Origin of the sequence: Thermocrispum municipale DSM 44069 (genome assembly GCF_000427825.1) — a bacterium.
Classification (GTDB): Bacteria; Actinomycetota; Actinomycetes; order Mycobacteriales; family Pseudonocardiaceae; genus Thermocrispum; species Thermocrispum municipale.
Window position 1 is genome coordinate 23,685 of record NZ_ATYT01000014.1, and the last position, 21,468, is coordinate 45,152.

The 21,468-nt window shown below is 68.4% G+C and carries 20 protein-coding genes; 5 read left to right on the forward strand and 15 right to left on the reverse strand.

Annotation, left to right across the window (positions count from 1 at the left end):
* Nucleotides 1-102: 102 nt before the first annotated feature.
* The gene (locus tag YWM_RS0112920) at nt 103-765 is read right to left on the reverse strand and encodes a TetR/AcrR family transcriptional regulator (RefSeq protein ID WP_028851089.1); all 663 of its coding nucleotides are present in this window, start codon (nt 763-765) and stop codon (nt 103-105) included.
* A gap of 68 nt (nt 766-833) precedes the next feature.
* Here YWM_RS0112920 and YWM_RS0112925 point away from each other — a divergent pair, with 68 nt between their 5' ends.
* Entirely contained in the window at nt 834-1,943 is a 1,110-nt protein-coding gene (locus tag YWM_RS0112925) for an FAD-dependent oxidoreductase (RefSeq protein ID WP_028851090.1), read from the forward strand.
* A gap of 2 nt (nt 1,944-1,945) precedes the next feature.
* Here the strand turns inward: YWM_RS0112925 and YWM_RS0112930 are convergent, their stop codons facing one another.
* The 8 genes from YWM_RS0112930 to YWM_RS26185 form a co-directional block, all read right to left on the reverse strand.
* Nucleotides 1,946-2,320, reverse strand: coding sequence for a winged helix-turn-helix transcriptional regulator (locus tag YWM_RS0112930; protein ID WP_028851091.1), 375 nt, complete (start codon nt 2,318-2,320; stop codon nt 1,946-1,948).
* 597 nt (nt 2,321-2,917) lie between these two features.
* Nucleotides 2,918-3,172 carry an acyl carrier protein gene (locus YWM_RS0112935; protein WP_028851092.1) on the reverse strand — a complete coding sequence of 85 codons (255 nt, stop codon included), beginning with the start codon at nt 3,170-3,172 and terminating at the stop codon, nt 2,918-2,920.
* A complete protein-coding gene (locus YWM_RS0112940; protein WP_028851093.1) occupies nt 3,169-4,209 on the reverse strand; it encodes a beta-ketoacyl-ACP synthase III in 1,041 nt (346 codons plus the stop codon). The genes YWM_RS0112935 and YWM_RS0112940 overlap by 4 nt, the downstream gene beginning before the upstream one ends.
* On the reverse strand, nt 4,206-5,948 hold the full coding sequence (locus YWM_RS23490) for a type I polyketide synthase (RefSeq protein WP_052344855.1): 1,743 nt from the start codon (nt 5,946-5,948) through the stop codon (nt 4,206-4,208). Before YWM_RS23490 ends, YWM_RS0112940 begins: the two co-directional genes overlap by 4 nt.
* Before the next feature lie 8 nt (nt 5,949-5,956).
* On the reverse strand, nt 5,957-7,159 hold the full coding sequence (locus YWM_RS0112950; RefSeq protein WP_028851094.1) for an FAD-dependent monooxygenase: 1,203 nt from the start codon (nt 7,157-7,159) through the stop codon (nt 5,957-5,959).
* A complete protein-coding gene (locus YWM_RS23495) occupies nt 7,147-8,256 on the reverse strand; it encodes a monodechloroaminopyrrolnitrin synthase PrnB family protein (RefSeq protein ID WP_043660972.1) in 1,110 nt (369 codons plus the stop codon). The genes YWM_RS0112950 and YWM_RS23495 overlap by 13 nt, the downstream gene beginning before the upstream one ends.
* Complete coding sequence (locus YWM_RS0112960) at nt 8,243-8,572, reverse strand: DoxX family protein (RefSeq protein ID WP_245566028.1); 330 nt, start codon at nt 8,570-8,572, stop codon at nt 8,243-8,245. Before YWM_RS0112960 ends, YWM_RS23495 begins: the two co-directional genes overlap by 14 nt.
* A gap of 492 nt (nt 8,573-9,064) precedes the next feature.
* Nucleotides 9,065-9,343 carry a hypothetical protein gene (locus YWM_RS26185; RefSeq protein WP_156914767.1) on the reverse strand — a complete coding sequence of 93 codons (279 nt, stop codon included), beginning with the start codon at nt 9,341-9,343 and terminating at the stop codon, nt 9,065-9,067.
* Between YWM_RS26185 and YWM_RS23505 the strand changes: the two genes are divergently transcribed.
* A complete protein-coding gene (locus YWM_RS23505) occupies nt 9,320-11,413 on the forward strand; it encodes a heavy metal translocating P-type ATPase (RefSeq protein WP_043660974.1) in 2,094 nt (697 codons plus the stop codon). The genes YWM_RS26185 and YWM_RS23505 overlap by 24 nt on opposite strands.
* Nucleotides 11,414-11,461: 48 nt before the next feature.
* On the opposite strand, the gene YWM_RS0112970 is transcribed toward YWM_RS23505, so the two are convergent.
* Nucleotides 11,462-12,685, reverse strand: coding sequence for an MFS transporter (locus YWM_RS0112970; RefSeq protein WP_043660976.1), 1,224 nt, complete (start codon nt 12,683-12,685; stop codon nt 11,462-11,464).
* 69 nt (nt 12,686-12,754) lie between these two features.
* On the opposite strand from YWM_RS0112970, the gene YWM_RS0112975 reads away from it, so the two are divergent.
* The 3 genes from YWM_RS0112975 to YWM_RS25250 all read left to right on the forward strand — a co-directional run bounded on the left by YWM_RS0112975 (nt 12,755) and on the right by YWM_RS25250 (nt 16,317).
* Nucleotides 12,755-13,093, forward strand: a complete 339-nt coding sequence (locus YWM_RS0112975) for an ArsR/SmtB family transcription factor (protein ID WP_028851097.1) — start codon at nt 12,755-12,757, stop codon at nt 13,091-13,093.
* Nucleotides 13,094-13,322: 229 nt separating this feature from the next.
* Nucleotides 13,323-14,870 carry an acyl-CoA synthetase gene (locus YWM_RS0112980; protein ID WP_028851098.1) on the forward strand — a complete coding sequence of 516 codons (1,548 nt, stop codon included), beginning with the start codon at nt 13,323-13,325 and terminating at the stop codon, nt 14,868-14,870.
* Nucleotides 14,871-15,012: 142 nt separating this feature from the next.
* Nucleotides 15,013-16,317 carry an alpha/beta hydrolase gene (locus tag YWM_RS25250; RefSeq protein WP_052344858.1) on the forward strand — a complete coding sequence of 435 codons (1,305 nt, stop codon included), beginning with the start codon at nt 15,013-15,015 and terminating at the stop codon, nt 16,315-16,317.
* A gap of 174 nt (nt 16,318-16,491) precedes the next feature.
* Here the strand turns inward: YWM_RS25250 and YWM_RS23515 are convergent, their stop codons facing one another.
* The 5 genes from YWM_RS23515 to YWM_RS0113010 all read right to left on the reverse strand — a co-directional run bounded on the left by YWM_RS23515 (nt 16,492) and on the right by YWM_RS0113010 (nt 21,464).
* Nucleotides 16,492-17,655, reverse strand: a complete 1,164-nt coding sequence (locus tag YWM_RS23515; protein WP_052344859.1) for a TetR/AcrR family transcriptional regulator — start codon at nt 17,653-17,655, stop codon at nt 16,492-16,494.
* Nucleotides 17,652-18,479: an enoyl-CoA hydratase/isomerase family protein gene (locus YWM_RS23520; protein WP_169720989.1), complete on the reverse strand. Its 828-nt coding sequence runs from the start codon at nt 18,477-18,479 to the stop codon at nt 17,652-17,654. The genes YWM_RS23515 and YWM_RS23520 overlap by 4 nt, the downstream gene beginning before the upstream one ends.
* 132 nt (nt 18,480-18,611) lie before the next feature.
* Nucleotides 18,612-19,142: a LeuD/DmdB family oxidoreductase small subunit gene (locus tag YWM_RS0113000; protein ID WP_038044331.1), complete on the reverse strand. Its 531-nt coding sequence runs from the start codon at nt 19,140-19,142 to the stop codon at nt 18,612-18,614.
* A complete protein-coding gene (locus tag YWM_RS23525) occupies nt 19,129-20,424 on the reverse strand; it encodes a 3-isopropylmalate dehydratase large subunit (protein WP_052344860.1) in 1,296 nt (431 codons plus the stop codon). Before YWM_RS23525 ends, YWM_RS0113000 begins: the two co-directional genes overlap by 14 nt.
* Nucleotides 20,421-21,464: an ABC transporter substrate-binding protein gene (locus YWM_RS0113010; protein ID WP_169720990.1), complete on the reverse strand. Its 1,044-nt coding sequence runs from the start codon at nt 21,462-21,464 to the stop codon at nt 20,421-20,423. Before YWM_RS0113010 ends, YWM_RS23525 begins: the two co-directional genes overlap by 4 nt.
* Nucleotides 21,465-21,468 lie beyond the last annotated feature (4 nt).

Sequence of the window (21,468 nt, forward strand, 5' to 3'; positions counted from 1 at the left end):
GTTCTTCAATGAGCGAACCTGCATGTTGACGGTGCAAACGAACGCTCAGTCTGCGAAGCAGAACTGATGCGCGGCGCACGCCCGCTCGCGGCGCAAGGGTGCCTACGACGAGTGGCGGGTGGTGACGCCGGCCAGCACAAGATCGATTCCGGCGAGGAACTGTTCCCGGTCGTCGTGGTTGCGCAACTGCCTCGCGACGCGGCGGGTGAACGGGTAGGCCTCCGGGTCGAGGTCCTCCCAACTACTCGCCACCGTGTCGAGGAAGGCCTCTCGCGTCGTGCTGACTTCGGCTGTCGCGGTTTGGCCCGCGGTGCCGAGGATGTAGTGCACCAGCACCGACGTCGCGGTGAACCAGCTGCGCTCGGGCACCCCGAGCGCGCCGATGTGGCGTCCGATGGCCTCGAAGATCCGCGGCGCCACCGGGCCCCCGGGGTTGCGGGTCAGCTGCATCAACAGCTGTGTCGCCAGCCACGGGTGTCGCTCGATCGCGTCGAACAAACCGAGCGCGACGGCGCGGATCTCCTCCTGGGGCGAACCCGCGGACGCGGCGGGGAGCGCCTGGGCGACGACCGCGTCCGTCGCCGTGGTCAGCAGCTCGTCCTTGTTCGCCACGTGCCAGTAGATCGCGCCGGCGCCGGTGGCGAGCCGTTCGGTCAGCGTCCGGAACGTCAGCCCGGCTTCGCCCGCCGCGTCCAGCAGCTCGACGGCCGCTTCGACGATTCGCTCCCGGGAGAGCGCCTCCGTGCGCCGGGTCCGTGGTGGCATGCCCCCATCTTGACACATCTGGAATGCCGTTCCAATATGGAATGGCATTCCACGAAGAAGGAGGGGCAATGCACGTCACGATCATTGGGGCCGGGCTGGGCGGTCTCACGCTCGCTCGCGTCCTGCACGTCCACGGCATCCCGGCGACGGTCTACGAAGCGGAGGCGTCCGCGGGCGCACGCGCCCAGGGCGGGATGCTCGACATCCACGAGCACGACGGCCAGCAGGCCCTCCGTGCGGCGAACCTGTTCGACGAGTTCCGCGGCATCATCCTGGAGGGCCGCGAGGCGACCAGGGTCCTCGCGCCGGACGGTGCGGTCCTGCTCGACCAGCCCGAGGACGGCACGGCCGGGCGCCCGGAGGTCCAGCGCGGCGAGCTGCGGCGGATCCTGCTCGACTCGCTCCCGGAAGGCACCGTCCGGTGGGGGCACAAGGTCACCGGCGTCCGCGCTCTCGGCGACGGCCGCCACGAAGTGGCTTTCGCCAACGGCGGGACCGTCGTCACGAGCCTGCTGGTCGGCGCGGACGGCGCGTGGTCACGCGTGCGGCCGCTGGTCTCCGGCGCGGTGCCGCGGTACGTGGGCCGGTCGTTCGTCGAGACCTACCTGTTCGACGCTGACAGCCGGCACCCCGCCGCCGCGCGAGCCGTCGGCGGTGGGGCGCTGATGGCGCTCGTGCCGGGCAAGGGGATCATGGCGCATCGCGAGAGCGGCGGGACGCTGCACACCTACGTGGCGCTCACCAAACCACTGGAGTGGTTCGCGGAGATCGATTTCAGCGACTCCGCCGCCCTCGCGCGGGTCGCGCGAGAGTTCGACGGCTGGGCGCCGGAACTCACCGCGCTGATCACCGACAGCGACACCGCGCCGGTCCTGCGTCCGCTCAACACCCTGCCGATCGGGCACAAGTGGGACCGGGTGCCGGGCGTGACGCTGCTCGGCGACGCGGCGCACCTGTTCGCCCCGTCCGGCGATGGCGCGAACCTGGCCATGTTCGACGGCGCCGAGCTCGGCAAGGCCATCGCCGCCCATCCCGGCGACCCCGAGGCCGCCCTGGCGGAATACGAGCAGGCCCTGTTCCCGCGCAGCACCGCGGCGGCCGTCGAGGGCAGCCACACGCACGAAATGCTGTTCGACGAGAACGCGCCGCACAGCGTGATCAGCTTCCTGACGGCCTGAGTTCAGGGGCGCTTTTTCTGCTGCGCGTCGTACTCGGCGCGGGCCTGTTCGACCTTCTCCAGGTTCGGCGACCACTCCGCGAGGGTCGCGAACAGCGGGGCGAGGCTGCGGCCGAGGTCGCTGATCTCGTACTCCACCCGCGGCGGCACCTCGGCGTGGTAGGTGCGCACCACGAGCCCGTCGCGCTCCAGTTGGCGCAGCCGCTGCGTCAGGACCTTCGGCGTGATCGTCGTGATGCGGCGGGACAGCTCCACGAAACGTTGCCTGCCGTACTCGTTCAGCGTCCACAGGATTGGCGTGGTCCACCGGCTGAACACGAGATCGACCACGGGCGCGATCGGGCAGGCCAGCTCGGGACTGACTGTGGTTTCGGTCACCGGATCCACGTCGGGCCGGGCGCAGCACGTCCGCAGAGGCACCGGCGAGCGCGAGGTGTCGCGTCCCCAACAAGAGGCCGAGGATCGAAAGATCGACTGCGGGCGCGACAAGCGGCGCAACCCAGACCGGCACGCCCAGACGAAGGGCGAGGTTGAGAACATTGCCGAAGCCGAAGAGGAACGTCAGTCCAACTACCATTCCCATGATCACAGTGATGGTTCGAATGATGACCGAGTGCTCTGTCGGCGTCTGCGGCACGGACGTGTCGTCGTGAGTGCCCATCAGGCATCACCACCAGGGTTGTCGACCTGGAAGCTGCTCTCGATCACCAGCATTCCGCTGGAAAACCGCTGGTCAGGAGCGGGACCGTCTGCGTGTAGCCCCGCCGGGGGCGCAGCTTGACGATCGGACGCCGCGCCGGATGTGTCCCGTGGGCCGCGAGCGTCGGTTGACATTTCTTTGTGTCGTCCGCGGTGTGGTTCGCGCGCAATCGCTGTGTCGGTCGCGCCGGTCCGACGGAGATACCCACTCAGCGGCGCGCCAGGCAGAGACGGGGAGCCTGCCGCAACGGACGGGGCTCCCCGTCTTCGCCCGATTCACCGGGCCGGTTGCTCGGACTGGAGCGCGGCCGCTACGAGTTCCTGCACATCGCCGACGGTTCGGGCGGCGAAGACCTCTTCATCGGTGACCGGGATGCCGAATTCCTTGCGCAGTGCCAGCACGAATTCCAGCCGGGACAACGAGTCGATGTCGAGGCCGGACTCGAGGTCGCTGTCCGGGGTGATGGATTCCGGGGCGGCCGTCGACCACTCGGCCAGGATGGTCACCAGTCGTTCGTGGATGGTGCTCATGCTTCGGTGTGCCTTTCGGAGTGCGGGTTGCTGGATCCCGAGGGTTGAACGGTCACCTGCGGCCACGTCAACATCGCCGATCCCCATGCGAGCCCGCCGCCGAACGCGGTGAGCAGCAGGCGTTGGCCCGCCCGGATCTCGCCCGCCACGGCCGCGTCGACGAGCGCGAGCGGGATCGAGGCCGCCGAGGTGTTCCCGACCCGGTCGACGTTGGTGACCAGACGCTCCTTCGGCAGATCAAGCTGTCGGGCGATGGCGTGCAGGATGCGGACGTTCGCCTGGTGTCCGACGACGCGGTCGACGTCGGTGATCGCATACCCGGTCCGGCCCAACAGCGCCGCGCACGACTCGGACATCCTGGTCACGGCCTCGGTGAACACCTTCTTGCCGTTCATGCGCATGGTCGTCGCGGACGGTTCGAACACGCCACGATATGGCTGCCGGGAGCCGCCGACCTCGACGCGGATCAGCTCGGCCTGCGCGCCGTCGCTGCCGAGGTCGAAGCCTTCCACCCGGCCCGCCTCGTCCGCGCCACCCGCCCGGAGCACCAGGGCGCCCGCGCCGTCCCCGAACAGCGGCCCGGTGTTGGGGTCGTCCGGGTCGACCACGGCGGACATCACCTCGGCGCCCGCGACGAGCACGCTGCCTGCCAATCCGGACTCGATCAGGCTGGCACCCACGGCCAGCGCATAGACGTAGCCCGCGCACACGGCACCGATGTCGAATGCCGGAACCGGCCCGAGGCCGAGTTCTGCGGCAACGGCAGGTGCTGTCGCCGGAATCGGGTGGTCCGGCGTGGCGGTCGCGACGATCAAGGCGTCGACGGTGTTCATGTCTGCGGAGGCGAGAGCGCGTCGTCCGGACTCGACCGCGAGCGCAGTGGTGCCGACCCCGGGCTCGGCGTAATGACGGCGCTCGATGCCGGTTCGGCTCTGGACCCACCCGTCGGCCAGGCCGAGTCGGCGACTGAGGGTGTCGCTGTCGACATGGTCGGCCGGGACGAATCCGCCGACGCCCGCCACGACTGCATGACTCATGCCGATACTCCTTCGAGCCAGTAGCGTTCGGTGCGCCACGGGTAGGAGGGGAGCGGGACATACCGGGCTCCGGGGTCGAGAATCGCCGTCCAGTCCACATCCCTTCCGTCGAGGAAGGCCGCCGCAGCGTCGCCCACGGCGGACTCCCGCGCGACGACGTTGCGGTCCCGAAGCGCGCTCACCAACTCGGCGTGCGTGCGACCGGCGACGGCGAGGCGGTGCTCGAACTGCTGACGACGGCGCGCAGCGCTGAAGCAGATATCACGCAGACTCAGCTCGTGGCCGTCGCCGCCGGGGCCGAGATAGTTGACGTAGGACCCCACGAGATCCTCCAACGCTTCCGGGCTGCGTGCGGACAGCACCAACAAGTGCGTCCGCCCGGTATCGGGTTCCGCTCGCTGGGGCGCTGGTAGCGCCTGGCCCACGACGAGGTGGGTGTTGACGGACGAGATGCCCTGGCCGCTCACGCCCGCGATCACCGGCCGGTCGAGCACGGGCAGCTTCGTCGGGGCAGTGGGCACCACCAGTGGCAGGTCGTCCCATGCGACGTTCGGGTTCGGGGTGTTGAAGTGCAGGCTCGGCACGACCTCGTGGTGCTCGAGACACAGCACGGTCTTGATCAGAGCCGTGACGCCGGCGGCACCTTCGGTGTGCCCGACGTTCGTCTTGACGGACCCCACGAAACACGGCCGCTCGGGCTCTCTGCCCGCGCCGAGCACCTCGCCGAGACCGGCGAACTCCACCGGGTCGATCAGCGGAGTGCCGGTGCCGTGGGCCTCCACGAAATCCACGTCCGCAGGGTCGACACCGGCGTCTTCGTAGGCCCACCGCAACATCTGCGTGTGACCCTCGACGGACGGTGCGAGCAACGATCCGCTGCTGGCACCGTCGTTGCTGATGGCGCTGCCTAGGATCACGGCACGCACGCGGTCGCCGTCGGCCAGGGCTCGGCTCAGTGGCTTGAGGATGACGACGCCGACTCCGTCGGACGGGGCGAACCCGTTGGCGGACGCGTCGCCGAACTTGCAGCGACCGTCGGGTGCGAGCATCCGGACCTGGGACAACAGCACGTCTTCGTCCGGCGTGAGCTTGAGGTTGACGCCCGCGGCGACGGCCAGCTGCGACTCTCCGGCACGCAGACTCTGGCACGCGAGGTGAACGGCCACCAGCGACGACGAGCACGCCGTGTCCAGCGCGATGCTCGGGCCGCGCAGGTCGAACACGTACGACAGCTGTCCGGACAGGACGCAGCGGTAGTTGTAGATGGCGCTCGGGCCGAGGTTTTCCAGGCCCCGGCGGGCCTGCAGGTCCCAGTAGTCCAGATGCATCGACCCGACGTAGACACCGGTGCGACTGCCCGCTACGTCTGCGGGTGGGATGCCGGCGTCCTCGAAGGCCTCCCAGGTCGTCATCAACAGCAGGCGTTGCTGCGGATCGAGGTTCTTGGCCTCGCGAGCCGACATACCGAAGAAGGCGGCGTCGAACTGGCTGGGGTCGTCCAGATAGCCGGACCTGCGGCTGATCACCTTGCCCGGTGTGGGCTCCGGAGCGTACAGCTCGTCGACGTCGTACCGGTCGGAGGGCGTGCGGCTCGTGGCGTCACGTCCGGCGCGCAGCAGCTCCCACAGTGCGGACACGGAGTCTGCTCCCGGAAGCCGGCACGCCATCCCGACGACGGCGATCGGCTCGTGGCGGCCGTCGGCGGGGTAGGTGAAGGGTTGGTGGGATACGGTCTGCATCTTCTCCCTCAGCGGTCGGCGGGGTGAAAGGGTCGCTGGTCCAGGCCCGACACGGCGGCGTAGTCGTCGGCGACGGCCGCGAGCTCGTCGGGAGAGATCACGTCGTGGATGTCGTCGAACCCGGTGGGTGCGCGTTGGTGAGCCAGCGCGATGACGCGTTCGGGACCGTGCGCACGATTGCTGGCTTGTAGCCGCGTTGTCGCTGGTCGTCGTGCGCGTTCGTACTCGGCGAGGGCGGACTCGACGGCGTCGCCTGCGGCCAGCACACGGGCGAGTTCCGCGGCGTCGAGGATCGCCTGGGTAGCTCCGTTGGAGCCCATCGGGTACATCGCGTGCGCGGCATCCCCGAGCAAGGTGGTTCGGCCGAAGCTCCACCGGGGCAGCGGCTCGCGGTCCACCATCGGGTACATCCGGACGTCGTCGGCTGCGTCGAGGATCGCCGGGATGTCCAACCACTCGAAGGTCCAGTCGCCGAAGTACCGCAGAGCGTCCTCGGGAACCGCGGTCTCCAGGTCGGCCGGCCGTGCCGCGACCCAGTTGACGAGCACCTTGCCGTCCGGGAAGCGCCGCACCGGGTATGTCACCACCCGGTGCACGTCATCGCCGGAGACGACCATGGAGCGTCCGGTCAGGAACGGTTCGGCGACACTCGTACCGCGCCACATGACCAGGCCGTTGCCGGACGGCTGCCCCTCGTCCGGGTACAGCTGGGCTCGGACAGCGGAACGGATGCCGTCGGCTCCGACCACGACGTCGGCGTCGGTCTCGGTGGTCCGGCCGCCGCGGTGCGACAGGTGAACGTGTCCGGTGTCCGTGTCGACGTGGACGACGCGCGAATCCAACCGGATGGCCTCGTCGCCCAGCCGCTCCCGCACCGCCTGCGCCAGGACAGCCACCAGGTCGGCGCGGTGAACCGACAGCTGAGGCCAGTCGTGCCCGGCGTATTTGCCGCGAGGCTCCCGCCAGATCAGGTCACCGAACCTGTTGCACAACAGCAGCTCCCGGGTCTGCACGCACGACGCGGTGAGTCGATCGAGCAGGTGCAGTTCACCGAGTACTCCAGCGGCATGCGGAAGGATGTTCAGGCCGACACCGAGTTGCCGCAGGTCTGTCGCCGCCTCTGCCAGCGTGACGTCTCGGATCCCCGCCGCGTGCAGGCCCAGCGCCGTCGTCAGGCCGCCGATGCCGGCGCCCGCGATCACGACTCGCACAGAACCCTCCGCTTCCCCGCTCGGCGCGGCTGGTCGAGCCACCGGCGCACCTGCGTCGCGTTCTGTTTCGTCACGTCGACGATCTCGGCCAGCAGGTCGATGCTGCCGCCGCCGCTGCCCAGCGGATACAAGCGCAGCTCGTGCGCGTAGGACTTGCGGGCCATGGTGAGGTGTTTGCCACGGAATGCCACGAGCGCTCGCAGGCCTCGGGCCACTGCCTCCGCGCCGGCTCGCAAGTGCGGAGGGGTAGCACCGTTCGCCTGCGCGATCGCGGTCTTCAGCCGGGACACCACCGACGGCCCCGCGACCCACTCGTCGAACAGGTCGCGCCAGCCCGGAAGGCCGTACCACGCCGACTCGGCGGCGAACTTCGTGTACTCGGGCGAGCCGTGATCGCTGGCCCACAGGGCCATGTCGACCAGTGCGAGCGGGACATGGGCCGCCGCCGGACCGAGAAATCGTCGATCTCCTACCCGAATGTCTTCGAAGAACGGGCGCATCGTCCGGGCGAAGAATTCGGGTGTGACGTTGGCGACAGCGATGTCGATGGCATCTTCCATCGAGCGCAGGAGGGCAACCAGTTCTTGCGCCACAACCGCGAATGACAAATCGTTGGGCGAGATGTCCCACAATTGGCGGCACAAATCAACCGCAGCGCTCATTCGCGGCAGGCTGACCCGGACCGACGACATGAGCAGGCGCTCCATGCGGTGGCCGGTGTACATGCGTTCCCGCGGCCCGGTGGGATTCCACCGGATGTAATGGTGCACGGTGTCCCGCGGCACCATTCCGGTCCGGTCGCCGAGGATGATCAGCACTTTTTCCAGGTCGGGAACGGCGTCGAGCGGTTCCATACCGTGCCGCTTGACGGAGCCGATGACCATCCCAAGGTCCCGCATCGCCGCCAGACATTCGGCGGTCCCGAGATCGGCGACGTCGGTTGCGGCCGGAGTCACGTCGCGTAGCACCGTGACGAGCCACTTGGCGTCGGCATCGGCGTTCATGCGCCACAGGTCGCCGACGCGTCGGTCGAAGTCGAGAGGGTCGAGTGCGGCGACGTGCTCGTCGCGAAGAACGTGCAGGTCAGCTGACAACATGAAGTAACCCGATGGTGAGAACCGACAGACCGAAGATCCCCGCGGGCACCGCTCTGCCAGGCGGGTCCTGCGCGCGCACGTGCGTAAGGACGGCTCCAGCCATCAGCAGGGCCAGTCCGGCCGCGGCGGCCACGCCGAGGAGCGAGAGCCACGGACCGGCGGCGAGTCCGATACCGCCGGCCACTTCGGCGACGCCGATGAGGCGGTACTTGGAGTACGGGATCTTGAACCGCTCGGCGTCGGCGCGCATGACGCCGACACCGCCCAGTTTTGCCAGTCCGCCGCCGATATAGCAGATACCGAGGAGTAACGACAAGATAGTCAGAGTTGACAAGGTCCAGCCTTTCTTGTGCCGCGGCATTACGGGGTCGCGAGATCAGCGCTTGCTCACACGTCCGGGATCGTGTCAGGAGTTCACAAAACTGCGCATCAACCGGGCCTGATCACTGGGGTGGATCATTGTGCAGTGGAGTTGAAAAAGATTCGAACACGGAGCGTGCTGGGATTCGGCCGACCTGGTGTGACGCGTCTATCAGTGCACAGAAGTGCAAGTCCTGATCGCATTCTTGTCGCGAAATCAACTCGTGGCGTGCAGTTTCAACGCCCTCGTGACACGGATGTCGTGAGGTATTCACCTGGCGCGCCGGTCATCGCCGCTTCCGGCAGGTCGTACAGGTCGACTTTCGCCGATCCGATGGCAGCCGCATGAGTCCACAGTGAGGTGCCCGTGCGTGGCAGCTACCGCGCACGAATGCCGTGTCGCCGATCGGGTCGAAACGCTGCACGACGGGAATACCCCGTGGGGGTATCATGTTGAGGCGAGGGCCGATCGAGGGGAGCTGTCATGGACCACGCGCACCGCGGCCCGCGCCGGCACGACTCGCACCCGGCTGATGCCGAGTCCGCGGATGAGCACGAGGTGGCGGCCCAGCGCGCGGCGCGCGGAGAGCGCACCAGTCATCACCAGCACGCGGGGCGTCATGAGCCCGCGACGCACCGACAGCACGCCGGGCATGCCGAGTCCGCAACGCACCGACAGGACGCCACGCATCCTGAGCACGGCATGCGTGACCAGCACGCCGCGCACACCGAGCACGCCACACACGACCAGCATGCGGCGCACGCCGGGCACGCCACACACGCCGGCCACGACGAGCACGCGGGCCACGACAAGCACGCGGGCCACTCGCCGCAGATGTTCCGCAACCGTTTCTGGCTGTCCCTGGCGCTGACCATCCCGGTCGTGTTCTACGCCGACATGATCCAGATGTGGCTGGGCTACACGGCTCCGGACTTTCCCGGTTCGGCGCTCGTCGCCCCGGTTGTCGGCACGGTCATTTTTCTCTACGGCGGTGAGCCGTTCCTGCGCGGCGCGATCCACGAACTGCGGGACCGCCAACCCGGGATGATGCTGCTGATCGGCATGGCGATCAGCGTCGCGTTCGTGGCGAGCATGGCCGCCAGTCTCGGCCTGTTCCAGGTCGAGGTGTGGTGGGAGCTCTCGCTGTTGATCGTGATCATGCTGCTCGGCCACTGGATGGAGATGCGCGCGATCGGTCAGGCCCGCGGTGCCCTTGCCGCGCTCGCCGAACTCCTCCCGGACGAAGTCGAACGCCTTACACACGACGGGCGCATCGAAACGGTACGGATCACAGACCTTGCCGTCGGTGACGTCGTCCTCGTGCGACCGGGCGGACGGATTCCTGCGGACGGCACGATCGTCAGCGGTCAAGCGGACGTCGACGAGTCGATGATCACCGGCGAATCGCGGCCGGTCGCCCGCGCCGCTGGCGACCGGGTCATCGCAGCCGGCGTGTCCACGGACAGCCCGATTCGCGTGCGGGTCGACGCCGTCGGAGACGACACCGCGCTTGCCGGCATCCAACGGCTCGTGGCGCAGGCGCAAGCGTCGCAATCGCGTACCCAGGTACTCGCCGACCGGGCGGCCGCGCTCCTCTTTTATGTCGCCCTCGCCGTCGCGGTGATCACGGTGGTGGTGTGGGCCCTGCTCGGTGACGCCGACGCCGCCGTCGTGCGCTCGGTGACCGTGCTCATCATCGCCTGCCCGCATGCCCTCGGTCTGGCGATCCCGCTGGTCATCTCGATCTCCACGGCGAAGTCCGCGCGGAACGGCATCCTGGTGAAAGACCGGCTTGCGCTCGAGCGCATGCGTTCGGTGGACGCCGTTCTGTTCGACAAGACCGGCACCCTGACCAAGGGCGAGCACGCAGTCATCGGGGTCGCTGCCGCGGGCGGCGTCACGGACGAGGAGTTGCTGGCCCTGGCAGCCGGGGTCGAAGCGGAAAGCGAACACCCGCTGGCCCGCGCCATCGTCACGGCCGCCCGTGAGCGGGACATCGCACCACGACACGTCGCCGATGCGCGATCGATGACTGGTCGGGGCGTAGTGGCCACAATCGACGGCCGAAGGGTCGTCGTCGGCGGGCCAACCCTGCTGCGGGAACGCGGCTGGGAGATTCCCGGTGACCTCGAGCCTGCGGTCGAGAGTTGGAAACAGCGTGGGGCCGCGGTCCTCTACGTCGTTCGCGACGACGATGTGCTCGGCGCGCTGGCGTTGGAGGACCAGGTTCGGCCCGAGTCCCGCGCGGCGATCGACGCTCTCCACCGGCTCGACGTGAAGGTCGCGCTGATCACCGGTGACGCGCGGCAAGTTGCCGACGCCGTCGCCGACCAGCTGGGCATCGACGAAGTGTTCGCCGAGGTCTTGCCGGAAGAGAAGGATCAAGCCGTCAGCGAGCTGCAACGCCGAGGTCACACGGTCGCCATGGTCGGCGACGGTGTCAACGATGCGCCCGCGCTCGCGCGCGCCGACGTGGGTATCGCCATCGGTGCGGGTACCGATGTCGCCATCGAATCGGCCGACATCGTGCTGGCCGCCAACGACCCGCGTTCTGTCGTGTCCGTCCGGCAGTTGTCCGCGGCCGGCTACCGCAAGATGCTGCAGAACCTCTGGTGGGCGGCCGGCTACAACCTCGCCGCCATCCCACTGGCCGCAGGCGTGCTCGCGTGGGCCGGGTTCGTGCTGCCCATGGCCGTCGGCGCCGTGCTCATGAGCGTGTCCACCATCGTGGTCGCACTCAATGCCCAGCTGTTGCGACGCATCAACCTGCGGCCGGAGGCGATCACGGCGTCGTGACGGACCGTCCTGGAGCTCACGTCGAGCGTCGGGGATGGTGCTCGTTCGTCAAGGCCGATCGCCCGCAAGGGCATCAGCCGCGGGCGAGGCGGACCGGGCGGTTCCGGGCGAGTTGGCTGCCGCCTGCGTGCGGAACGCAGCGCTTGCCCATGCCGCGGTGAGCGCCACCGTTCCCGCCACGGGAATCCACAGCGGGCCAGGGCCGTCGGCGATGAACCCGCCCGCAGCGGCGCCCGCCGCGGTCCCGAGATACAACCCGGCGATGTTCAGCGAGATGGCCGTCATGGCTGCCTCCGGCGCGGCTTCGATGACGCCGGCCTGCATCGGAGGATTGAGGGCCCATGCGAACACGGCCCAGACCCCGATACCGAGCAGAACGACGAAGAACGGCGCCCGGAGCGCGAAAAGCGTGGCGTTGAGGGCAAGCGCAATGGCGTGACCGCCGATCACCGTCAGCCGGCTGACGCGGCTACCGTGACGGTCCGCAAGCGTGCCGCCGAAAAAGACCGAGGGCACGCCGATGATCCCGACGATCAAGAGCACCCAGGGCAGGGCCTTGGTATCGCCTTGGTGCTGGTGGAGCAGCGCGGAGAGGTAGCTGTAGAACATCAATCCGCCCACACCGGACAGGAACACCGCGACCACGAGACGAAGCACCGGCCGGTTACGCAGCGGGGACAACCGTTCCCGCAAGCTGATCGCCGGGGCGCCGGTGAGCTGCGGAAGCCCGACGGCCAGCAACGTCATCGCGCCGGCCGCGACCACCGCGATGAGGACGAACGTCGCGCGCCATCCCAGCAAGCCGCCCAGCCACGTGCCGACAGGCACACCGGTGAACAAGGCAACGGTCAGGCCCGCGGTGACGGCGGAGAGGTAGCGACCTTGCTGATCGCGCGGCGCTGCTTCGGACGCGATGGCAAACGCGAGGGAAGAAACGACCGCAGCGGCCAGACCTGCGACGGCACGGAGCGCGACCAGGACTGCGAACGTCGGCGCCACTGCCGCCAACACGTTGGCAACCGTGAACACGGCCAGCGCAATCAAGATCACGCGACGCCGAGGGTACGGATTCAACAGCATCGCCATCGCAGGCGCGCTCAGCGCGAACACGAGGGCGAACACGGTGACCAGCTGGCCTGCGGTGCCGGTCGAGATGCGCAGATCTGTGGACAGTTCGAAAAGCAGCCCGGCGATCACGAACTCGTCGGTGCCCAGCGCCAGGGAGGCGATGAACAGCCCGATGAGCCAGCCAGGGGGGTGGGGTCGAGTCATGCCGGCATCTTATTCGATGTTCGACGAACATCGAATAAGATGTCCGCGGAACGATGGGATACTGGACTTGTGGCGAAGGACGCGCAGCATCCCGACCTCGAGGACATCGAGCTGACCACGGTGCTGAGCGCCTTGGCCGACCCGGTGCGCCTTGGTCTGGTCCGGCTGCTGTCCGACGGGGTCGAGCGCCAGTGGGGTGAGCTCGACGCCCCGGTTGCGAAGTCCACGCTCAGTCATCATCTGAAAGTGTTGAGGTCGGCGGGGGTCACCCGGACGCGCGAAGAGGGCACGCGATGCTACGTGCGCCTTCGCTCCGACGAGCTCGATGATCGGTTTCCCGGCCTCCTGTCGAGCCTGCTGGCGGTCGACGGTCATGGTGCAACGCCGATAGGCATCAAAGGCGCGTAACGCTCGCCGGCGAACCGTGGCGCCTGCCCGTGCCGGCTCTTGTTCTTGTCCTGCATCCGATCTGCAGCGCGGGTGGTGCGCTGCTCGCGTTGCGCGCAGTATTTCGCTCAGGAACTACCCATGATTCACTTTTCCGCGTAGTCCAGCTTGACAAGCTGGTGCTTACCGTCCATCTTGAGCAGATCATTGACTTTCCGGCATTCACAGAGCGGTGAGGATGGGCGGACGGATGTACCTGACGCAAGGACTGCATCGGTCGGTGCAACAGACTCCTGAGGCACCTTCGACCGTTTTCGGGCAGCGAACTCGCACCTTCGTGGAGACCGCGGACCGGGTAGCCAGGTTCGCGGGTGCGCTGCGGGCCCTGGGCGTCGGCAGCGGGGACCGAGTGGCGATCCTGGGTATGAACTCGGACCGATATTCCGAGGCCCTGCTGGCGATCGCCTGGGCGGATGCGGTCTTCGTGCCTGCGAACATCCGCTGGGCCGCGGCCGAGATCAGCTACTCGCTGGTCGAGTGCGACGCCAAGGTGCTGATCGTCGACGATGCGTTCCAAGGAATGGTTCCCGCGCTACGCGAAGCGCACAGCGGGCTCGCCACGGTGATCTACTTCGGTGAGGGCGAACCGCCGGACGGCATGCTGGGGTTCGAGGACCTCGTTGCGCAGACCGATCCGGTCGACGATGCCCGCCGCGGTGGCGACCAACTAGCCGGCATTTACTACACGGGCGGCACGACGGGTAACCCCAAGGGCGTCATGCTCAGTCACGCCAACCTGTTGACCTCAGCCCTCGGGTCGGCGGCCACCGGCCACTTCTGTGAACCGGGCGGACGGCTGCTGCACGCCGCTCCCATGTTCCATCTCGCCGACGGTGCGGCCTGGGCTGCGCAGACCGCGCTGGGCGGTACGCACGTCATGGTGCCCGCGTTCGACCCGGTCGCCGTGCTCAGCGCGTTCAGCGAACACCAGATCACCACCACACTGCTGGTACCCACGATGATCGGCATGCTCGTCAACCACCCCGACGCGGGCTCGTACGACCTGTCCAGCCTGCGGCACATGATCTACGGTGCCTCGCCGATCTCCGAACCGGTGTTGGAGAAGGCGATGAAGCTGTTCCCCAACGCCGGATTCGTCCAGGCCTACGGGATGACCGAGCTGTCGCCCGTCGCCACGCTGCTGCTGCCGGAGGACCACCACGACCCGGCGCATCGCCGCGCCGCGGGCAAGGCCGCGCCGCACGCCGAGGTGCGCATCGTGGACGAGCACGACAACGAAGTGCCCCGGGGAACCGTCGGCGAAGTCGTCTGCCGCGGCGGGCACGTCATGCTGGGCTACTGGAACCAGCCGGAGGCCACCGCCGCCGCGGTCCGGGACGGCTGGATGCACACCGGCGACGGCGGCTACATGGACGATGACGGCTACGTCTACATCGTCGACCGGATCAAAGACATGATCGTCAGCGGGGGAGAGAACGTCTACAGCGTCGAGGTCGAGAAGGTCGTCGCACAGCACCCGGCCGTCGAGTCCTGCGCGGTCATCGGCGTACCCGACGACGACCTCGGCGAACGCGTTCACGCCGTGGTCGTGCTGCGTCCCGGCGAGCAGACCACGGCGGAAGAACTGCGGGAGTTCTGCAAGCAACACATCGCCGGGTACAAGGCCCCCCGCAGTGCCGAATTCGTCGATGCGCTCCCGCTGTCCGGTGCCGGCAAGATCCTCAAAAGGGAGCTTCGTCGCAGGCACTGGGATCAGCATCACCGTGCCGTGCACTGACCCCAGCTAGCGGCCCGTCGGCGGAGCTGGGCTCCGCTCCCTTCGCGCCGGCCACCTGATGTGGCAGCCGTCCCAGCGGGGACGGCTGCTCGGTGACTCCTGCGCGCATTTTTTTGTCATCCAGTCATCACGAGGAAGCAGCATGCGCAGAAAAGGCAAACTGACCCTTGCCGTCGCGGTCGCGCTGGCCGCGATCGGCGTCGCGGTGCCGGCCGTCGGCGAACCGGCGGCGGCACCGGCGACGCAGTGCAAGAACGTCGAAGTTCCCGTCAAGGTCGGCACGCAGTCCGGCGCGATCTCCGGCACTCTGTGCGTCCCGGACGGCGCCACGACGGTTCAGCTACTGGTACCGGGCTACACCTACGACCGCACCTACTGGCAAATGCCGTACAAGCCGGACACCTACTCCTACGTGCGTGCCGCCAACAAGGCCGGGTACGCCACGCTGGCCATCGACCCGATGGGGTCGGGTGCGTCCATCAAACCCGTCAGCGTCTTCTCCACGTTTCAGGCCAGCGTGAAGACGGTGCACAAGGTCGTGCGGGCGCTGCGCTCCGGACAGCTCGGGCACAAGTTCAGCAAAGTCGTCGGCGTCGGGCACAGCTTGGGTTCGCTCACCATTTCGTCGGCAGCCGGGCAGTTCAAGGACATCGACGCTCTCGTCACCACCGGTTTCACGCACACCATCGAGGTCGCGGGCGGGCCGATCAAGGTGATCGGACGCAACTACTCCGCGATCTTCGATCCCAAGTTCGCCGGCTCCGGACTCGACCCGCTGTACGTCACGAGCATTCCCGGTTCGCGGAAGAACTTCTACAACGCCGCGAACGTCGACCCCGAGATCATCGCGCTGGACGAGAAGCACAAGACCACCAAAACGCTGGTCGACCTGGTCACTGGCGCGTCGATGTACAACACCAACAACGTCGACCGGACCCTCGACATCCCGGTCTTCGTGGTCACCGGCCAACGTGACGACCTCTTCTGCGGATTCGGCAGTACCGACTGCGCGTCCGACGCTCAGCTGGCCGCCTACGAGCGGGGCTGGTACGGTCCGAAGGCCACCGTCGAGGCGTACGCACCCGCGAACACCGGGCACGACATCACCCTGGAGCTGGGTGCGGCCACCACCAACGCGAAGATCATGGAATTCGTCGACCGGCACGTCGGCGGAGCCGGGACGAAGAACACCCGGCCGGGCGTGATCCCCGAGGTGCCTGCGCCGAAGCCGACGCCGCTGGACCCGATCGCGAAGGCGGCCAACGCGGCGTTCGTGCGCGCGGTGTTGCCGGCCAGTGACGCCGCCGTCGGTGTCGCCGACCAGGTGCCGGGGATCGGGACGCAGCAGAATCCCGTCCCGATCACCGCCGAGCTGCTGCGCCGGATCGGCAATGCGAACAACGCCGTGCTCGGCACGCTGCCCAACGAAATCCTCGCCACCTTGTAGCGGCAGGCGGCCCGTGGCGCCACCCGGTGCCACGGGCCGCTGTGTGCCCGGCGCGGGCTGGGTAAGCGGGGCCGCCACGACGCGGGTCGGGCAGGCCGGGGCCGCTGTGTGCGTGGCAGGGCCTGGGTAAGTGGGGCCGCTGTGCGTGTGGCAGGGCCCGGGTAAGCGGGGCCGCTATGCGCGCAGCACGGCCTGGGCAAGCCTGGTCGTGTTGCCGACGTGGCCGGGTTTCGTCCGCAGGTGGGGGATACGGGCCAGGCTGTTGATCAACGTGATGGCGGCCCGGACCAGAACGGCCGCGTCGTCCTCGCTGACCTCGGGGCGGGCACCGCGAAGCAGCGTGACCCACTCGGTGAGGTAGTCACGCTGGGCCCGGCGGAAAACCGACATGCGGTCCTCGGGCAAGTTGATCGTCTGGGCGATCAGGATGGTGACGATGTCGCTGTTGGCCACGGTGAACTCGGTGTAGTGCCGGGCCAGGCCGTCGAGCGCCTCGGCGGGTGTCGATGCCGCGGAGAGAACCTGGTGCAGCCCGAGCCACAGCGTCTCGTTGCCTCGGTTCAGTGCCGCGGACAGCACATCGACCTTCGTGGTGAAGTGGTTGTACACGCTGGGACCGGCGATGCCTGCCGCGGCGCCGATGTCGTCCAAGCCCACCGACGGATAGCCGCGCTCCGCGAACAACTTCACCGCCACGGCCAGCAGATGCTCCCGGCGCGATGCCGGCCGGATGCCGCCGGCACGCTCCACCAGCACGCGCTCGTCCGGCGGAAGCGGGGTCGTCGAAATCGCCGAGACCGCCCGGGTGAGCACGTCCTTGACGTGCGCCAGATCCAGCGGCCCGTGGTAGTAGGACTGGCTTTCCAGAACCGACAGGATCGCCCACGACCGCACGTCGGCGGTGGACCGGTCCTCGATGTCGGCACCCGCCCGCTCCGCGAGGACGCGGATCCGGTGCCGCAATCGGTCCCGTTCGTCGTCCGGGAGGTGGCCGGACTCGCGCTCCCACAGCACGCCGAATTCCCGCTGCCGCAGGCAGACATCGATGAACTCGGCCGCGAAATCATCGGCGCGTGCCGGGTCGACCTCCTCGATGGCGCGCAGCTGCTCGTCCAGCACCGCGAGGAGGAGATCCTGCTTGCCGCGGAAATGCCGGTACAGGGCACTGGCCGTGATGTCCACGTCGGCGGCGATGTCCGCCATGGAGACCTGGTGGTAGCCGAGCGTCCAGAACCGCTGCGCCGCTGCCGCGAGGATGCGGTTCTTCCGATCGCGTGGCCGCTGCCGCGGACGGTTGGTCGCCTTCTCGCCCGTGGTGTCCGTGACGGCTTTCGTCACGTCGATGTCCCCCCTTGGCCGTTCCGGTGCGCACCTACTGTAGGGCGCCCGCCGAAGCGCGGTCGGCGACGCTCGAGAAACGCGGCAACGCCCTCCAGGCAATCGGGTTCGTGAGCGAGGTCGGCGATGGTCGAGCTTTCCGCCGCCGACGCACCGGCGCGCGTGCCAGGTGCGGATCGAAGCAGGGTGCGAGTACGCGCCACCGCGGTCGCGGAAGTGCGTGCAGCGAGTTGCTCGCACCACTCGCGCGCCGCGGGAAGAAGCTCGTCAGCACCTACGACGCGGTTGACCAGTCCGCAGGCGTGCGCTTCTGCGCTGTCGACCGGGCGACCGGACAACAGCCAGTCTGCCGCGACAGCCGGTCCGACGAGGCGAGGCAGGTAGTACGTCGACGCACCCTCCGGGCACACGCCGAGACGCGTGAAGGGAAAGACGAACCGTGCGCCCTCGGCCGCGAACCGGAGATCGGCGGCGAGCGGGATCGTGGCGCCGCCACCTGCCGCATCGCCGTTGATCGCGGCCACCACGGGAACGGGCAGCTGGTCGATCACCGCAGTGACGCGGCCGGCAGGCTCGAGGTAACCCGGGCGATCCCCGCCGTCGTCGTCGACCAACGTGCGAATCGACGCTGCCCCGTCGAGCAGATCGACGCCCGCGCAGAACATGTCGCCCGCCCCGGTGAGGATCACCGCGCGCACCTCGGGGTCGCGCCCGCACTGCCGCAACGCCGCCACGAGCTGATCGATCAACGCCAGGCTGAGCGCGTTGCGCGGCGGACGGTCGAGCGTCACTGTGGCGATTCCGCCGTCAAGCTCGAGCCGCACGAACCGCTCCGCCATCGCTAACCCTCCGGTGACTTATCATCGTTCACGTCATTCGACGTATGCAGTCACCAGAAGGCTACCCGAGGTGCTACTGAATTAGCTGTGACCTAACCGTCATTCACGCAGAGAGGTTCAGGCGCGCGCATTGCCGGCGAGATACCGCGCCAGATAGGGCACCAGGCCGCCGCTGTCGACGACCTCGAGCATGGCCGGAGCGAACGGCTTGACCGCGAACACCGTGCCGTTGACCGTCACCCGCCCGGCGGCCAGATCGACCTCCAGCACGTCGCCCTCGTTCGCCGCGTCCGTGATGCCCGGGCAGGTCACCACCGGTAGCCCCGCGTTCAACGAGCGGCGGATGAACGCGGTGTCGGTCGACTCCACGACGGCCGCCGCGATGCCGGCCGCCCGCAGCGCCATCGGCGCCGGGGGATGGCTGGGAATCCCGAAGCCGCGCCCGGCCACCACGATGTCGCCGGGGGTCACGCGCTCGGCGAAGTTGGGCACCAATCCGGCGAAGCAGTGCCTGGCCAGCTCCGCCGGATCGTGGTCGTCGGCGAAATTGCGCAGTTCGGAGAACCGCACGATCCCGTCGTCGCCGCTGACCCAGTCGCCGAACTTCCACACCCGGCCGCGCAGCACCGTGGAACTAGCTGTGGACATGCGGTTTCCCTTCCCGGGCCAGAAGCGGCCGCGGATCGGTGATCTCCCCGGCCACGGCCGACGCTGCGACCACGTACGGACTGGACAGGTAGATGTCGGCCTTCCTGCTCCCCGCGCGCCCCGGGTAGTGCTCCTGATTGGTCGAGATGGTGACGTCACCGTCGCCCAGCGCGCCCAGGTAGCCCCAGCACGTGGTGCAGCCGGGGGAGAGGACGGTCGCGCCGCGCTCGGTGAACAACTCGATGAGACCCTCCCGCGCCGCCTGCGAGTACACCGCGGGGCTGCCCGGCGTGATGTACATGGTCACGCCGGGGGCGACCGGATGATCACGCAGCACCTCGGCCGCCGCACGCAGGTCGTCGAGCCGATTGCTTGCGCACGACCCGATCGTCGCCTGAGTGATACGGCGACCGCTGACGTCCGACACCGGGACGACGTCGGCGTGCTTCGGCGGCGCGGTGACGAACGGTTCGAGCGCGCTGAGGTCCCACGTCCTGACCTCGTCGTACTCGGCATCCGCGTCGGCCGTGAAGACCTCGTACGGCCGCCCGTCCGCCCGCTCCTGCACGTACGCCAACGCCACGTCGTCCACGTCGGCGAGGGCGGTGTCCGCGCCTGCGTGATACATCCCGGCCAGCAGTCCCTGCCTGCTGTCGAGACTCAACGTCGACAGCGCCGGCCCGCCGAACTCGACGCACCGCTGGATCAGCCCGTCGCCGCCGCCGTAGTCGTGGCAGATCGCCTGCACGAGGTCCCGGACCCACACGCCCGGTGGCAGCGACCCCACCAGCTCGAAGCGGACGCTGGCGGGCACCCGCACCCAGTTGGAGTCGCGCACCATCGACACGATCACCTCGGTGCTGATCGGTACGTTCAGCGCGCCGACCGCCCCGATGCTGGAGATGTTCGGCTCGTCGGAGAACACCAGCAGCCCCGGCCGGGCGAAGCCCTGCTCGACCATGATCAGGTGGCGCAACCCGGCCCGGCCGACGTCGAAGAAGTTGTCGAACCCGGTCCGGCGGGCGAACTCCCGGCTCTCCCGGTTGCGGTCCACGTAGATGGACCCGTGCGCGGCCTGCGGGGTGTGGTCCAGCACCGCGATGACCTTGTCGGGGTAGGCGATCTCGTGGACGCCCAGCTTCTCCAAGATCTTGATGTTCTTGTAGAAGTAGATGTCCTGCATCACCGTGTAGTCGGGCGTGACCGTCACATAGTCGCCGACCTCGACCGTCTCCGTCCCCGCGGCGCGCGCGATGATCTTCTGCGCGACGGTCTGTCTCATGACTTGGCCGCCTTCTTGATCTTCTCCGGGTCGAAGTCGTTGAACTTCTCGACCAGCTCGTTGGTGTAGACCTGGTCCGGCTTGATGCCCGGCCCGACGAGCTTGTGCTCGGTGGCGAAGTCGATCCACTTCTGCACCGATTCCTCCGAGTACTCGCCCCATGTCTGCTCGGCGGGCGGCTCGCCGCCGCCGTACAGCGACTGCTGCCGGATGGTGAACTGCGCCATGGCCGCCTTCATCGCGGCGTCGTCGTCCGCGCCGACCTTGCTGTTCGGGTAGCGCTGGAACATCATCTCGATGCTCGCTTCCGGGTTGGCTTCCGCGTAAACCGACGCCTTGGCCCACGCGCGGCCGAACGCCGCGGCGACGTCGGAGTTCTCGTCGAGCCATTCCTTCTGCGCGGTCAGGCTGGAGGCGAACAGATCCTTGATGTACTCCGGCTGGAACAGGCGAAGCTCCTCGCCGGTGCCGGACGTCATCGCCGCGAACAAGGTGTCGTAGGCGACCAGCACGTCGACCCGGTGCCGCTTCAGCGCATCCAGCGCGGGCGCGCCGGAGCCCACCGCGACGAACTTCAGGTCGCGGTTCGGGTCCAGGCCCGCCTTGACCGCGGCCGCCTTGGCCACTTGGGTCGGGCCGGAGGAGAGATCTTGCACGCCGACGGTCTTGCCCTTCAGGTCGGCGATCGACTTGACCGGGCTGTCCGGCAACACGGCGAACTGGGTGACGTTGGTGAACGTCCAGTTGTAGAACATCCGGATGTCCTGGCCCTTTTCCGTGGCCTGCAGCACCAGGTCCGGCGTTGCCGTGCCGATCTGCACCTTGTCGGACGCCAGTGCCTGCACCACCTTGCCGCCCGCGCCGAGGAAGACCGGCCGGACCGTGATGCCTTCTTCTTCGAAGTAGCCTTGTGCCTGCGCGACGGCGAGCTGCAGCATGTTGCCGCCTGGCGCGGTGGCGGAGACACCGAAGGTCACGGTCTTGCCGTCACCGCCGGGGCCGCTGTCGTCGGCGCACGCGCCGAGAGCGGCTGTTGCCACGCAT

Coding starts and splice junctions, on each gene's coding strand:
- YWM_RS0112920 (WP_028851089.1), bottom strand. CDS start 765: ATGCCACCACGGACCCGGCGCACGGAGGCGCTCTCCCGGGAGCGAATC.
- YWM_RS0112940 (WP_028851093.1), bottom strand. CDS start 4,209: ATGAGTCATGCAGTCGTGGCGGGCGTCGGCGGATTCGTCCCGGCCGAC.
- YWM_RS0112980 (WP_028851098.1), top strand. CDS start 13,323: ATGTACCTGACGCAAGGACTGCATCGGTCGGTGCAACAGACTCCTGAG.
- YWM_RS0112935 (WP_028851092.1), bottom strand. CDS start 3,172: ATGAGCACCATCCACGAACGACTGGTGACCATCCTGGCCGAGTGGTCG.
- YWM_RS0112925 (WP_028851090.1), top strand. CDS start 834: ATGCACGTCACGATCATTGGGGCCGGGCTGGGCGGTCTCACGCTCGCT.
- YWM_RS23505 (WP_043660974.1), top strand. CDS start 9,320: ATGCGTGACCAGCACGCCGCGCACACCGAGCACGCCACACACGACCAG.
- YWM_RS23495 (WP_043660972.1), bottom strand. CDS start 8,256: ATGTTGTCAGCTGACCTGCACGTTCTTCGCGACGAGCACGTCGCCGCA.
- YWM_RS23490 (WP_052344855.1), bottom strand. CDS start 5,948: ATGCAGACCGTATCCCACCAACCCTTCACCTACCCCGCCGACGGCCGC.
- YWM_RS25250 (WP_052344858.1), top strand. CDS start 15,013: ATGCGCAGAAAAGGCAAACTGACCCTTGCCGTCGCGGTCGCGCTGGCC.
- YWM_RS0113000 (WP_038044331.1), bottom strand. CDS start 19,142: ATGTCCACAGCTAGTTCCACGGTGCTGCGCGGCCGGGTGTGGAAGTTC.
- YWM_RS0112970 (WP_043660976.1), bottom strand. CDS start 12,685: ATGACTCGACCCCACCCCCCTGGCTGGCTCATCGGGCTGTTCATCGCC.
- YWM_RS23525 (WP_052344860.1), bottom strand. CDS start 20,424: ATGAGACAGACCGTCGCGCAGAAGATCATCGCGCGCGCCGCGGGGACG.